Raw genomic sequence first — 14,339 nt, 5'->3', positions numbered from 1 at the left:
CAAGAAGGGGGATTTGCCGATGAATGAATATTACTATTATGTCCCAACGTTGGATGATTACCGTCAACAGCCGCCAGCCAGCCAATTTTGGCCCGGATACCCAGGCGGGCCATTCGCCAACTGGGCGCGGCGCATCGAACGGCTTGAGCGGGCCGTCGAACGGCTCGACCGCCGGCTCGACCGGGTGGAAAGCCGCCTCGATCGCATCGAACGCCGGCTCGGCCTGTCGTAAGCAAAATGGAGAAAGAAGGCGGGGACGACCGCCTTCTTCTTTTTTTGCCGCAAGCCGAACGGCATGGGGGAGGGCGAAAAACAGCCGTCGTCGAACCCTTTCGCTAGGGCGCCGCGACGTTCGCAAGAAGCGCCGTCCGCCGGGCTCCCGGCCTAAACGAGCCGCTTCTAGGAAACGGCCGTCCGGTCAACGGCCGATCCCTTCTACGATACCGCCTTTTTCTCTTTCCGGCGCCAAAACGCAAACCGGTCGCCAAACAGCGCCGAAAACAACCCGGAGCGGATGCTGAGAAACAAGTAGACGGCTGCCCCGACCGCTGCGCCGATGGCAGCAGCGCCCACCGATTCAGCGGTGCCGGCGCGGTAATCGATCCATCGGGACGCCAGCGCCTCGACCCCCATAACCGCCGCTGACATCGCCGCCGTCAAGATGGCCATAAACGCCGTCCGGCGGGCGACAAACCGATAGCGGTAGCGCGTGCGGCGCTGAATGACCCATAAGTTGAACGCCACAGAGACGAAATAGCCCGCCATCGTGGCAACAATGGCCCCGACGGCCGACCATTTCATAATGAGCGGCGTGTTGAGCAAAAGCTTCACAAGCAAGCCGGCTGTCAAACTGACGACCGTAAACCGCTGCTCGTTGATGCCTTGCATGATCGCCGCCGTCACAGAAAACAAAGCGTACAAAATCGCCGCCGGCGCATACCAGCGCAACACTTGTTCACCAAGCGGATCATAGCTGTAAAACGAGCTGTACACCGGACCGGCGAGCACCGCCATGCCGACCACCGCCGGGAGCGTTAAAAACATGAGCACTTGAAACGTCTGGTTCAAATATTGCCGCAGCGCTTTCCGGTCTTGCGCGACATACGCTTTCGTAATCGTCGGGATGAGCGCCAAGCTGAACGAGGTCGCGAGCGTCACGGGTATGATGACGAGCTTTTGCGCCCACATGTTGAACACGGAATACGCGTGCTCCGAGATGTTCCCGCGGCCCGCCGCCGCCATCGCGTGATTGAACGTAAACTGATCGACGAGCTGGTACAGCGACATCGACAAGCCGACAAAAACAAACGGAATCGAAGAAAGAAGCAGCTCTTTATACATCGCCAAAAGCGACACGTCCGCTTCGCCGCGGTCACGCGCAAGCAGCGACTGCAAATACGGACGCCGCTTCCACCAATAGACAAGCAACACCAAAAGCCCCGCCGCCGCCCCGACAAACGCGGCAAACGTCGCCGCGCTCACAGCGGAGACGATCGAGCCGTCCATCAGGCGCAAAATGACGTAGCACGCCCCAAGCAAAAACGCGATGCGCGCGATTTGTTCGACGACTTGCGACAGCGCCGTCGGGCCCATCGACTCATGTCCTTGGAAAAATCCGCGGATCAAGCTCATCACCGGCACGATGAGGAGCGCAAAGCTGACCGCGCGGATGACGGCCGTGACGTCGTCGACCGAGTTGACGTTCGTTTTCGCATCGATGACGTGCGGCGCCAAGATGGGCGCCAGGGCGTACAAAATGAGCCATGAGGCGATGCCGCTTGCGATCATCAAGACAAGGCCGGAGCGAAAGAGCCGATAGCCGACGCCGTATTCCCCAAGCGCGTTGTATTTCGACACAAACTTTGACACCGCCACCGGCAGCCCGCCGGTCGCCAAGCTCAAAAAAATTTGGTACGGCACATAGCCGTATCCGTACAGCGCCCCGCCACGCTCGCCGACAAGATGGTAAAACGGGATGACGTAAAATAAACCAAGAAGGCGAGAAATCATCATGCCAGCCGTTAAAATAAACGTGCCGCGCAGCAGTTTCGATGTTGACATATGACCCCTTCCCTAGCCATGGACGTTGAAAATGACAGCGTATCTATTTTACCATAGTTGTCAATGGAACGAAAAATATCGGCCACGCGCAGAAAGAAAGGGTGGAATGAACATGGGATACGACGTCATCATCATCGGCGGCGGTCCGTCCGGGCTCATGGCGGCCATCGGCGCCGGCGAAGAAGGGGCGAAAGTGCTCTTGTTGGAAAAAGGAACGAAGCTCGGGCGCAAGCTCGCCATCTCCGGCGGCGGACGCTGCAACGTGACGAATCGGCTGCCGGTGGATGAAATGGTCCGCCATATTCCCGGCAACGGCCGCTTTTTATACAGCGCCTTTTCCGTATTTAACAATGAAGACATCATCCGCTTTTTTGAGCGGCTCGGCGTGCCGCTCAAGGAGGAAGACCACGGCCGCATGTTTCCTAAAAGCGACAGCGCCCAGTCGGTCGTCGACGCGCTTGTTCGCGAATTGTCGCGCCTTGGCGTCGATGTTCGGCTTGAATCGCCAGTGGCGGACGTGTTGTATGAACAAGGAAAAACAGTCGGTGTCACGCTGAAAAGCGGGGAGACGATCCACGCCCGTGCGGTTGTCGTCGCCGTCGGCGGCAAATCGGTGCCGCAAACCGGCTCAACAGGCGACGGCTATCCGTGGGCGGAAAAAGCGGGTCACACGGTGACCGAACTGTTTCCAACCGAAGTTCCGATCGTCTCGCATGAGCCGTTCATCAAAGAGCGGACGCTGCAAGGCTTGTCGCTGCGCGACGTCGCGTTAAGCGTCTTAAAGCCGAACGGCAAGCCGATCATCACCCACCGGATGGATATGCTGTTTACGCACTTCGGCATTTCCGGCCCAGCCGCCCTCCGCTGCAGCCAGTTTGTCGTCAAGGCGTTGAAAAAAGCGGCGGACGGCGCGGTCGAAATGAGCATCGACGCGCTTCCGGACGTGACGCAGGAAGAGCTGTTTCAACATTTCGCCAAGCTGTGCAAAGAGGAGCCGAAAAAGGCGATGAAAACGATCGCCAAAACGGTTCTTCCCGAGCGGTACGCCGTCTTTTTGCTCGAGCGGGCCGGCATCGACCCGCACGCCTCTGCCGGCACGGTCGGCCATGAGGCGCTGCGGGCGTTTGTCCGACAGTGCAAACAGTTTACCTTTTACGTCCACGGCACGCTGCCGCTTGAGAAAGCATTCGTCACCGGCGGCGGCGTGTCGGTCAAAGAAATTGAGCCGAAGACAATGGCCTCCAAATGCATGGCCGGCCTTTACTTTTGCGGGGAAATTTTGGACATTCACGGCTACACGGGCGGCTACAACATCACCGCCGCCCTTGTCACCGGGCGGCTCGCCGGCGTGAACGCCGCCCGCTATGCATTGGCGGAAAAAAACGGGGCGAGCGGCTCCGCGGGGCAGACAGCAACGAATTGACCGCCGTCCTCATGCCCCTCGGGTGCTCCGGGGCGTCCGCTGACATTCCGACAACGCCCGTCTTCAAGGCGGGCGATCGCAAAATTTCGCCGCCTGAAATGGAAATGCCGCAATGAACAAAACGTCGCCCGCTTTAGGGGGATCAGCACGAAAACGGCCCAAAGAATCCCACGGTCTGAAGCCGTGTGGAGTGTCAAGTCCGGTAAATGACCATGGCGGAAAAACAGTAGATTTGCTCGCCTTCCGATTCCATCGCCGCCACACTGTACTTGACATCGATCAACTGTCCGTCTTTCAATCGGGCTAAAAAATCATTGACCGCCGCTTCCAAATCTTTTTCATGCTCTTTATCAAACACTTTCACTTTGTACATCGCCATTCCCCCGTTTTCTTTTTCCTTTTCCACGCATTTAGGGAAAATCCTGCCCACAAAAGGCGTCACGCGCCCTCGAACAGCGGGACGCGTGACGTCAGAAACTTCATCATCTTTGGCGAGGAGACCCCGACTTCTAAGCGAGAGCGAAAGTCGGGGAGGAATCGCCCTTCCTCCTTTCTTTTGTATATGATAGAATAAGAATGTGGAGAAAACCGTTGAATCAAGGCACTCCAATCCCCGTTACTCGATGTAGGGAGTTGGTTGCAGGAAACGTTGCAACCGTAAAACATCGAGCGTACATCCGTCTGTTGTGCGTGGAAGTCAAGTACTGCCTACAGACATGCCGAGCCACTCGGTAGCGATATAGGCATGACCTATGTCGTTGGGTAGTCGTCAACCTGCCCCTGATGCAACCCCAAGTCAAGGAAGGAGGACGAAGTCCGTTCGCACTTCTGGGGAGTTGCAAGCCCCCGCTTCAAGCGTTAGCTAAGTGGGGGTAGTTGACTCGTCTTAATACACTCCAACCGCATTGAACGCCTGTTTCACCGAGTTGACTTCTTGGCTTGTCGACCCGTACAAATCAGCGGCCGCTTGCACGCAGGCGGCGCGCAGCTGGCTGAAGTTCGACGTCGGCGTCAAATAGTAGACAAGCGCCCGGTAGAAAATTTTCCCCATTTTGTCGCGGCCAATGCCGGTGACGCTTACGCCGTAATGGACGCCGCCTTGGCTGAGCAAGTACGCCGCTTTATTGATGATGCCGCTGTTTGTATGGACTCCTCCATTGTCTTGTGTGCCGGTGTACCGTTTGGAATAATGATCCGGATCGCCGTATTTCGCCGGATCCGACATGGAGCGAAGCGCGTCGCCGGCAATTCCCGGCGTGTAAATGTCTTCGCCGATCTCCCAGTCCGGGTTGCGGTTGGCGTAGAACTCCACGAGCGTGCCGAAAATATCGGACATCGCTTCATTGATGGCGCCGGATTCGTTTTGGTAAACAAGCCCGGCCGTATAATCCGTCACCGCATGGGTCAGCTCATGCCCAACGACGTCAATGCCGCCGGAAAACGGCAAAAACGTCTGTCCGTCGCCATCGCCGTACACCATTTGCGAACCGTTCCAAAACGCGTTGTTGTAGCCGCGGCCGTAATGGACGGTCGAACGGATGGCGGCGTTGCTGCCGTCATAGCTCAGCCGGCCGTGCACATTTTTGTAGTAATCATACACGACACCGGCGTAATAATGGGCGTCCACGGCCGCCGCGTCATAGCTGGCGAAAAATTGGTTGTCGACATCGGCCCATAAGCTGCCGGGCAAAACGGTGCGGTTTCGTCCGTCATACGTAAAAATGCCGCTGCCGCGCGTATTGTCTTGCAAATAGTAGTAGCCATAATACGAGGAATACGTCGGCCTGCGACAAAACAGCCAAAGTGAAACACGACCGACAGCGAAGCTGCCAAGCGAAAAAACGATTGATCTTTATGCAAGCGCCGACAAGTAAGCCAAATCGGCCTCCTCCCCGCTCGTTTTCCATTCCCCCTTCAACAACTCTTCTGCCTTTTGATAACAATGCAAGGCGTCGTCATATTTTTCTTGACAATAATATAAAAGCCCAAAAAACTTCCAATACTTTTTTTTCTTGCATCACACTTTGGTACTAAAACAAAATGGAAAAAGCGCCCCAAAAAGCTGGGACGCTTTTTCGCTCCTACCCCGCAAGCGGACCGGGGAAGCGCAAGCCGCCGACGCATGAAAAGGCCCGCGGCAGCCAGCCATTCCTCTGCCTCTTGACTGAACGGGGCCGTTCGGATGGATCCATTTCCCATCCGCTGACACGTTCCGTCGTTTTGGTCTCGACAAAAACGGGATCACTTGGATGACGGCCCGCCGCCATGCCCTGTTCTTTGAGCCGGAAGCGCTTATCGCTTCGGCACTGTTTCGCCTTCCCACTCGAGCATGCCGCCCGTCATGTTGCGGACGCGATAGCCAAGCTCTTGCAAGTAGCGGCAGACGTTTTCGCTCCGCCGTCCGGAGCGGCAGACGAAAATATATTCTTCGTTGCGGTCGAATTCCTCAAGCCGATCGGGGATGTCGCCCATTTTAATATGTTTGGCGCCGGGGATCATGCCGAGGGCGACTTCCTCGTCTTCGCGCACATCGACAATGTTCAGCTTTTCCCCGCGTTCGAGTTTTTCTTTCACTTCAGCCGGCGTGATTTCCTTGATCTCTTCCATGGCAGATCGACCCCTTTCGTTGGTGGATAGGGAGCGGGCCGAAGCCCGCCCTCATCATCAGTTGGCGACGATATTGACGAGCTTGCCGGGGACGGCGATCACTTTGCGCACGGTTTTGCCCTCAAGCTGCTCTTTGATTTTTTCATCGGCGAGCGCCCGCTCCTCGAGCGCTTCTTTTGGCAAGTCAACTGGCACGTGCAAGCGCGACCGCACTTTGCCGTTGATTTGCACGACGATTTCCACGACGTCTTCCACAAGCTTCGTTTCATCATACGTCGGCCACGGTTCATAGGCGATCGTGTCCGTGTGGCCAAGCTTTTGCCACAGCTCCTCGCCGATGTGCGGGCAGACCGGCGACAAGAGCTTGACGAAGCCTTCCATGTATTCTTTTTTCATTTGCTCCGCTTTGTACGCTTCGTTGATGAACACCATAAGCTGCGAAATGGCGGTGTTAAAGCGCAAGGATTCGTAGTCTTCCGTCACTTTTTTCACCGTTTGGTGATAGATGCGCTCGAGCGTATCGTTTGCCGGTTCGTCGACAATGTTCGGGTTCAGTTCGCCATTCTCGGTGACAAAGAGCCTCCAGACGCGGTCGAGAAAGCGCCGCGCACCGTCAAGCCCTTTCGTCGACCAAGCGATCGACGCCTCAAGCGGCCCCATGAACATTTCATACAGCCGCAAGGTGTCGGCCCCATGGCTTTCGATGATGTCGTCCGGGTTGACGACATTGCCTTTTGATTTGCTCATTTTTTCGTTGTTTTCGCCTAAAATCATCCCTTGGTTGAACAGCTTTTGGAACGGTTCTTTCGTCGGCACGATGCCAAGGTCATAGAGAAACTTATGCCAGAAGCGGGCATAAAGCAAATGCAAAACCGCGTGCTCCGCCCCGCCGATGTAAACATCGACCGGCAGCCACTTTTTCAGCTTTTCTGGATCGGCGAGCTGCTTGTCGTTGTGCGGGTCGATGTAGCGCAAATAATACCAGCAGCTTCCAGCCCATTGCGGCATCGTGTTCGTTTCGCGCCGCCCTTTTTTCCCGGTTTTCGGGTCGACAACATTGACCCATTCTTCGATGTTGGCCAGCGGCGACTCGCCCGTTCCCGACGGACGGATTTCATCCGTTTTCGGCAACACAAGCGGCAATTCCTCTTCCGGCACCGGCGTCATCGTGCCGTCTTCCCAATGGATGATCGGAATCGGCTCGCCCCAGTAGCGCTGGCGGCTGAACAGCCAGTCGCGCAGCCGGTACGACACTTTTTTCCGCCCTTTGCCATGCTCCTCAAGCCAGGCGATCATTTTGTCGATCGCTTCCTGCTTGTTCAAGCCGTTCAAAAACTCGGAGTTGATATGCTCACCATCTCCGGTGTACGCTTCCTTTTCGATATTCCCGCCGGCGACGACTTCTTTCATCGGCAAGTGGAATTTTTTCGCAAACTCGTAGTCGCGCTCATCGTGCGCCGGCACGGCCATGATCGCTCCGGTGCCGTAGCTCATCAAGACGTAGTCAGCGATCCAAATCGGAAGCCGATCGCCGGTGACCGGGTGAATGGCGTACGCGCCGGTGAACACGCCCGTTTTTTCTTTCGCCAAATCGGTGCGCTCAAGGTCGCTTTTGCTTTGAATTTCCTTTAAGTAGGCGTCAACGGCTGGCTTTTGCTCCGGCGTCGTGATTTTTTCAACGAGCGGATGCTCCGGCGCCAAGACGGTGTACGTCGCGCCAAACAGCGTATCCGGACGCGTCGTGAACACGGTGAATGTTTCGTCATGGCCGTGGACGGCAAACTCGATTTCCGCTCCTTCCGAACGGCCAATCCAGTTGCGCTGCATCTCTTTAATGCTTTCCGGCCAGTCGAGCTCTTCCAAATCTTCAAGCAAGCGGTCGGCATAGGCGGTGATTTTCAGCATCCATTGCCGCATCGGCTTGCGGATGACCGGATGCCCGCCGCGCTCGCTCCGGCCGTTGATCACCTCTTCGTTCGCCAGCACCGTGCCGAGCGCCGGGCACCAGTTGACCGGCACTTCATCCATGTAGGCGAGCCCTTTTTCATACAGCTTCAAGAAAATCCATTGCGTCCATTTGTAATAGTTCGGGTCGGTCGTATTGATCTCCCGGTCCCAGTCGTACGAAAAGCCAAGCGATTTGATTTGCCGGCGGAAATTGTCGATGTTTTTTTGCGTAAACTCCGCCGGGTCGTTGCCGGTATCGAGCGCATATTGCTCGGCCGGCAGCCCGAACGCGTCCCAGCCCATCGGGTGAAGGACGTTGTACCCTTGCATCCGCTTCATGCGCGCCAAAATATCGGTCGCCGTATATCCTTCCGGATGGCCGACGTGCAAGCCGGCGCCGGATGGATACGGGAACATGTCGAGAACGTAAAACTTCGGCTTGTCATCATCATCGGGCGTGCGGAACGTTTTGTTTTTCTCCCAATAGTCCTGCCATTTTTGTTCAATTTCGCGGTGGTTGAAGCTCATCTCAGCACTCCTCCTATCAAGTTCTACTTGCATCATTGACGAAAATATGTACAAAAAAACCCCCCATCCCCACAGCAAAGGGACGAGAGGCGCGCTTCCCGCGGTACCACCCTTTTTGGCGCGCCAAACGGCGCACCCGCTTTCTTCCTTAACGCGGATGGACGGCCGGCGCTGTCGATGACCGTTCACGCCGGCAACTCCGAGGCGAGTTCACGAGCCGACTTCGGTTGACTCGCACCATCCGTCAACTCTCTGCCGTCCGTCGGGCCCGCTACTGCTCCTCTTCACCGTTATTCGCCTTATTCGCACATGAATCGACCGATGAGTGGACAGAATGACAAATTTATTATTATTTTAAAAAATTTGTCGATCAATTGCAAGCCGAAATCTATACGGAAGCCGCGGTTTTTTCATCCGCGTTCTCCGTCCGCTTCGGGAGCCGACGATCATGCGCCGACCCGACGGCGACGCCGATGTTTTGCGCGACATACAAGGCGTTGAACGCCCGCCGCCCCCCTTCCGGCCAAATCGCCCCGGCGTACGCCGACGCCGCCGGAAAGACGACGCCGCTGCCAACGCCGACAAACGCCAAAAACACCGCATAATGCGGCCAACCGTGCCAAACGCTTAAGCCGCCGAGCGCGGCCATCGTCAACACCGCTCCGGCCAACAAAACGCGAAACCCGCCGATCCGGTCAAACAAAAAGCCGCCGGCCAAGCTGCCGATGACGCTTCCCCCAGAGTTGAGCATGAGCACGACACCAGCGACAGCGAGCGGCTGACCGAGCTGTTCGTGCAAATAGATCGTGTTTAGCGGCCATAGAAACGACGCCCCTGTCACATTGAGCGCCATGCCGACAAGCAGCCACCAAAGAGCGCGGGGCATCGGTCATCATCCTTTTCTGGTTTTTATTTTGAGTTCCGAAATAATTGTAGGGGAAAACAGGAAAAAATGCAATCAAAAAGGCGGAGCGTTCCGATGCGTCCGCCACTTTTTTGCCAAACTAACTCCCCACGGAAACAATGGCTTTTGAAGCGGGGCTCCTGCGCGAAAAGAAGAACAAGACGGAGCGGCTTCCGCCCCTTTGGCTTGTCGTCACCCGTTCCGCTGCTTGGAGCGGATCGGTTGGCCGCCCGTTTCCTCGTATTGCTTTTTCGCCAGCTTCACCGGGTCAAAGTCTTGACCAAGCTCCAAATCGTTATTGTTTTGGCCGTTGCGTGTTTTTTGTTCCGGATTCGTTTGTTTCAAGCGTCGCTTCATGTCGTGTTCCTCCTCGTTTCAGCGGTCAAGCAAAATCATGTCATTTTGCAATTGCTCCAGTTGGAGCCGCATCCGATGCAGCTGCTCGCGCTGCTGGGCGTTGCAGCTTCGCGCCAAGTGCGCTAAATCGATGACCGTCTGCTCGAGCATCTGCTGGGCGTTGGTGTATTCGGTGATGTTGTAATGCTCCTGCTTTTGCGCTTCCGTATATTGCTCTTTCGCGTAGCGGATCACATCTTCACACCGCTGCAAAAATTCCTCAACGGATTGTCTTGTCGCCATGCGCTCACCTCGTTTCGTGATATTCCCTCATGTTTACTATGCGCCGCATAGGCCGGCCGTATCACGCCAATGATTGGCAGCGGTCGATTTTCCATGAAGTTTTTGTTACAATGCCGACGTGAGGATCTTCGTTCAGCTCGATCAATGTCGGTCAGCTCAAGGTTTTCTGTCACGCCGGCGCAGAGGATGGAAAGTTTAGGGGAAAAGCGATGGCATCCGACACTTTGGCGCAACGCCACGCCTGCCAACGTAAACGATGAAACGATCACAAGGAGGGGACAACCGATGGCTTTGATGAACATTTTGCCGTTTGCCCGCTTTTTGCTTGATCAAGCAGTCAACGAAGGCGACATCGCCGTCGACGCGACCGTCGGCAACGGGCACGACACCGTGTATTTGGCCCAACGCGTCGGGGATTTCGGCCATGTGTTCGGCTTTGACATTCAGTCTGAGGCCATCACCGCCGCTTCCGCCCGCCTCGCGAAACATGGGCTATGCGGGCGGGCGACGTTGTTCGAGCGAAGCCATAGTGAACTGCTTGAGGCGCTTCCCGCCGATGTACACGGGCGCATCGCCGGCGCGGTGTTCAACCTCGGCTATTTGCCGGGCGGCAATAAGCAAATCGTCACCCAGCCGGAATCGACGATCGAAGCGGTCCGCCAGTTGCTTTCCGTCATGAAGCCGGGCGGCGTCATCGTTCTTGTCGTCTACCACGGCCATCCGGAAGGAAAGCGCGAACGCGACGCGCTCCTTGATTACGTCCGCTCTCTTGATCAACGGCGCGTCCATGCCTTGAAATACGAATTCATCAATCGGCAAAACAACCCGCCGTTTTTGCTCGCGCTCGAAACCCGGGCGGATAAGGGCGCCTGAATCAATCGGATCCCGCCCCTTTTGCCAATACAAGCAAACGGCCGCCCTTATGAAAAGGACAGCCGTTTTTGCCGCTCCTGCCAAAAGCGGTATGCTTTTCCGTTCCAATAGAAAAACTGCGACGCCGCCCCGCCGGCGCGGACGAGCCGGCGCGCCAGCCGGCGCAGCCCGCGTTGCTTTTTCACCTTGGCATCCGACAAATACAATCCAAGAAGCCCTCGGTGAATAAGGCGGTGAAACTCGCCGTGCGGAAGGGCGCCGACATGGCGGTCGGCCTCTTCGATGAAATGGCAAAGCCGCTCAAGCATCACCGTTTCATTCGGATAGTAAAAGCAAAAGTTTAAATCGCCGCCGTCCCGGTCTTCCTCCTGATCGATCAAATAGTCGAGCAAAATGTGCAGTCCTTGAATGTACGGAAAATAACCGTCGCGCACTTGTCTCGCCATCTCCGGCGGCAGCGATTCGCCAAACGCATAGGCGACGAGGCAGAAAAAGCCGAGCGTCGAACCGGAGCAGGCGGAAAACTCATACCACTCCATCGGCGGCAAGGCGTCTTTGTATTGCGCGAACCATTTCTCCAGCCGCGGCACCCGCTCGCTCGCTTCAACATGTTTATGCACTTGCAAGTCGCAATAATATCCGGCCAATTCATGCAAAAATGGGGCGATCGTCTCATAATGGCGCACCGTCTTGAGCACCTCTTGGCACGTGCGGACAAGCGCCGGCAAATAGCCGCCGTCTTCCTGTTCGCGGCGATGGCGGTAATAGTTCGACGGCTCCGCGCCGATCGTCAAAGCGTCCGGCATCGAATCGTGCAAGGCGCGAAAGTCGAGCGGATCGAGCGAGGTGCTGCGGTCGCACAAATTATCCAAATAATCGCTGATCGTCTGGTAAGCAACGATAAAGCGGATGCAATCCTCCATGTTTTCTCCGGCCAAGAGCGCCAAAATGGAGCCGCCTTCGCAATGGAACGTTTTCGAAGCGATGCTCGCGAGCGCCTGGCGCCGCAATTCCGGGTCGGGAATGCGCTCGGCCTGGCGCCGCCAATAGGCAAGCTCGCGGTGGACAAGCGGAAGCACGTCACGATACACCATTTTCATCAAGGCGATGGGGTTTTTCGGAATGTTCAATCGACTCACCTCAGGTGCAAACACCATGGTCTCGTCTCCTAGCATTTCCATCTTATCGGCAACCAAAATTGTTTCGCGTCTGAACAGCTTGCGATCTCGTCTTCCAGTATTGCCATCAATGCGGCTGGGGCAAACCATAAAAGGGTTGGCGACGGAATGAAAAAGCCGCTCAACAACGGTTCTTCTCACGTTGAGAAGCTTTGTGAAATCGGATCTTCTTCCCCGATCCCAACCACTCATCGGGCGAAACGAAACGTTTTTCACCAATCCCGATTAGGCGCGCTCGCTTTCGTTGGCGATTTGGACGCAGCGTTGTACAATACATGGTGAACGATCGATTTTGCAACAGAAAGGAACGAACGCCCATGATTTACCCATACAAAGGCAAAACGCCGAAAATTGCCGCCTCCGCCTTTATCGCCGACTATGTGACGATCACCGGCGATGTCGTGATCGGCGAAGAGACAAGCATTTGGTTCAATACCGTCATTCGCGGCGATGTGGCGCCAACGGTGATTGGCAACCGGGTCAATATTCAGGATAACTCAATTTTGCATCAAAGTCCAAACAATCCGCTTATCATTGAGGACGGGGTGACAGTCGGCCATCAAGTCATTTTGCACAGCGCCATCGTTCGCAAAAACGCGCTCATCGGCATGGGCTCAATCATTTTGGACCGCGCGGAAATCGGGGAAGGCGCGTTTATCGGCGCCGGCAGTTTAGTGCCGCCGGGCAAAAAAATTCCGCCCAACACGCTCGCCCTCGGCCGGCCGGCGAAAGTCGTCCGCGAACTGACGGAAGACGATATCCGCGAAATGGAGCGCATCCGCCGCGAATATGTCGAGAAAGGGCAGTATTACAAAGCGCTGCAGCAACAGCGGACATCGTGCGCCGACAAAAAAGAGCTGCCGTGATCAGGCAGCTCTTTTTCTTTCATCACTTGTCCGCCAACGCCAGCGCTTGTTCTTTCAACAAGGCGGCTTTGTCGGTGCGCTCCCACGGCAGGTCGATGTCCGTACGCCCAAAATGGCCGTAAGCAGCCGTCTGTTTGTAAATCGGGCGGCGAAGGTCGAGCATTTTGATGATGCCCGCTGGGCGGAGATCGAAGTTGTTGCGCACGACTTCAATCAAAATGTCTTCCGACACTTTGCCGGTGCCGAACGTATCGATCGAAATCGAAACTGGGCGGGCGACGCCGATCGCGTAGGCAAGCTGCACTTCGCATTTGTCGGCCAGTCCTGCCGCGACGATGTTTTTCGCGACATAGCGGGCCGCATACGCTGCCGAGCGGTCGACTTTCGTCGGATCTTTGCCCGAGAACGCGCCACCGCCGTGGCGGGCGTAGCCGCCGTACGTATCGACGATGATTTTGCGCCCCGTCAACCCAGCATCCCCTTGCGGACCGCCGATGACAAACCGTCCTGTCGGGTTGATGAAATATTTCGTGTTCTCATCAAGCAGCTCCGCGGGCACGACCGGCTTGATGACCTGCTCTTTAATGTCGCGCTGGATTTGCTCTTGCGTAATTTCCGGATGGTGCTGCGCGGAAACGACGATCGTATCGACGCGCACCGGTTTGCCGTTTTCATCGTATTCGATCGTCACTTGCGTTTTTCCGTCCGGCCGCAAGTACGGCAAGACGTCCGTTTTGCGCACTTCCGCCAATCGGCGCGCCAAGCGGTGCGCAAGCGAAATCGGCAGCGGCATCAATTCTTCCGTCTCATTGCAGGCGAACCCAAACATCAATCCTTGGTCGCCGGCGCCGATCGCTTCAATTTCCTCGTCAGTCATCTGACCTTCGCGCGCCTCGAGCGCCCGGTCCACCCCCATCGCAATGTCCGGCGATTGTTCGTCAATCGACGTCAGCACCGCGCACGTATCAGCGTCAAATCCGTATTTGGCGCGCGTGTAGCCGATCTCCCGAACCGTATCGCGGACGATGCGCGGAATGTCCACGTATGTTGATGTCGTGATTTCCCCGCTCACGAGCACCAGCCCGGTCGTGACGCTCGTTTCGCAGGCGACGCGGGCGTTTGGATCTTTTTCCAAAATGGCATCCAAAATGGCGTCAGAAATTTGGTCGCAAATTTTATCCGGATGTCCTTCCGTCACAGACTCTGAAGTAAACAAGCGGCGTTTGGCTGACATTCGGTTTGTTTCCTCCTCTTGGCATAATGTGGCGACACGGAACTCATTTCCCTTTTTCCCTTCGCAATATAAAAAACCT

At 56.2% G+C, this 14,339-nt stretch carries 12 protein-coding genes, 2 pseudogenes and 1 other annotated feature; of the genes and pseudogenes, 4 read left to right on the top strand and 10 right to left on the bottom strand.

The features are described from left to right. Positions 1-19: 19 nt before the first annotated feature. Positions 20-232, top strand: a complete 213-nt coding sequence (locus CD000_RS01270; RefSeq protein WP_011232307.1) for a hypothetical protein — start codon at positions 20-22, stop codon at positions 230-232. Between the two features lie 203 nt (positions 233-435). Here the strand turns inward: CD000_RS01270 and CD000_RS01265 are convergent, their stop codons facing one another. Beyond that, complete coding sequence (locus tag CD000_RS01265) at positions 436-2,061, bottom strand: putative polysaccharide biosynthesis protein (RefSeq protein ID WP_096224702.1); 1,626 nt, start codon at positions 2,059-2,061, stop codon at positions 436-438. Positions 2,062-2,173: 112 nt separating this feature from the next. Between CD000_RS01265 and CD000_RS01260 the strand changes: the two genes are divergently transcribed. Continuing rightward, entirely contained in the window at positions 2,174-3,484 is a 1,311-nt protein-coding gene (locus CD000_RS01260) for a BaiN/RdsA family NAD(P)/FAD-dependent oxidoreductase (protein ID WP_011232309.1), read from the top strand. A gap of 193 nt (positions 3,485-3,677) precedes the next feature. Here the strand turns inward: CD000_RS01260 and CD000_RS01255 are convergent, their stop codons facing one another. From CD000_RS01255 to CD000_RS01215, 7 genes and pseudogenes are all read right to left on the bottom strand, one after another. Beyond that, positions 3,678-3,857, bottom strand: a complete 180-nt coding sequence (locus CD000_RS01255; RefSeq protein ID WP_008880941.1) for a sporulation protein Cse60 — start codon at positions 3,855-3,857, stop codon at positions 3,678-3,680. A gap of 513 nt (positions 3,858-4,370) precedes the next feature. Beyond that, a pseudogene (locus CD000_RS01245) lies at positions 4,371-5,240 on the bottom strand (M4 family metallopeptidase); the annotation flags it as partial. 536 nt (positions 5,241-5,776) lie between these two features. Next, positions 5,777-6,091: a rhodanese-like domain-containing protein gene (locus tag CD000_RS01235; RefSeq protein WP_013144427.1), complete on the bottom strand. Its 315-nt coding sequence runs from the start codon at positions 6,089-6,091 to the stop codon at positions 5,777-5,779. Between the two features lie 57 nt (positions 6,092-6,148). Next, complete coding sequence (gene leuS / locus CD000_RS01230) at positions 6,149-8,566, bottom strand: leucine--tRNA ligase (RefSeq protein ID WP_096224701.1); 2,418 nt, start codon at positions 8,564-8,566, stop codon at positions 6,149-6,151. A 75-nt stretch (positions 8,567-8,641) separates the two neighbouring features. After that, positions 8,642-8,863, bottom strand: a binding site (T-box leader). A 154-nt stretch (positions 8,864-9,017) separates the two neighbouring features. After that, a pseudogene (locus CD000_RS01225) lies at positions 9,018-9,452 on the bottom strand (MFS transporter); the annotation flags it as partial. A gap of 210 nt (positions 9,453-9,662) precedes the next feature. After that, positions 9,663-9,827 (bottom strand): hypothetical protein, encoded by a 165-nt coding sequence (locus tag CD000_RS01220; protein WP_011232316.1) that lies wholly within the window; start codon positions 9,825-9,827, stop codon positions 9,663-9,665. Positions 9,828-9,845: 18 nt separating this feature from the next. Further along, a complete protein-coding gene (locus CD000_RS01215; RefSeq protein WP_011232317.1) occupies positions 9,846-10,109 on the bottom strand; it encodes a YtzC family protein in 264 nt (87 codons plus the stop codon). A gap of 285 nt (positions 10,110-10,394) precedes the next feature. Between CD000_RS01215 and mnmM the strand changes: the two genes are divergently transcribed. Further along, complete coding sequence (mnmM, locus tag CD000_RS01210) at positions 10,395-10,982, top strand: tRNA 5-(aminomethyl)-2-thiouridylate-methyltransferase MnmM (RefSeq protein ID WP_011232318.1); 588 nt, start codon at positions 10,395-10,397, stop codon at positions 10,980-10,982. Between the two features lie 47 nt (positions 10,983-11,029). Here the strand turns inward: mnmM and CD000_RS01205 are convergent, their stop codons facing one another. Then, positions 11,030-12,139: a tetraprenyl-beta-curcumene synthase family protein gene (locus CD000_RS01205; protein ID WP_096224700.1), complete on the bottom strand. Its 1,110-nt coding sequence runs from the start codon at positions 12,137-12,139 to the stop codon at positions 11,030-11,032. Positions 12,140-12,477: 338 nt separating this feature from the next. Between CD000_RS01205 and CD000_RS01200 the strand changes: the two genes are divergently transcribed. Then, positions 12,478-13,026 carry a gamma carbonic anhydrase gene (locus tag CD000_RS01200; RefSeq protein WP_096224699.1) on the top strand — a complete coding sequence of 183 codons (549 nt, stop codon included), beginning with the start codon at positions 12,478-12,480 and terminating at the stop codon, positions 13,024-13,026. A 22-nt stretch (positions 13,027-13,048) separates the two neighbouring features. Here the strand turns inward: CD000_RS01200 and metK are convergent, their stop codons facing one another. Then, positions 13,049-14,260 (bottom strand): methionine adenosyltransferase, encoded by a 1,212-nt coding sequence (gene metK, locus CD000_RS01195; RefSeq protein WP_013144420.1) that lies wholly within the window; start codon positions 14,258-14,260, stop codon positions 13,049-13,051. Between the last annotated feature and the right edge of the window lie 79 nt (positions 14,261-14,339).

This window comes from Geobacillus sp. FJAT-46040 (genome assembly GCF_002335725.1).
GTDB lineage: Bacteria > Bacillota > Bacilli > Bacillales > Anoxybacillaceae > Geobacillus > Geobacillus thermoleovorans.
Note: the sequence above shows the minus strand (reverse complement) of the source record. Positions and strands in the feature narration are given on the sequence as shown.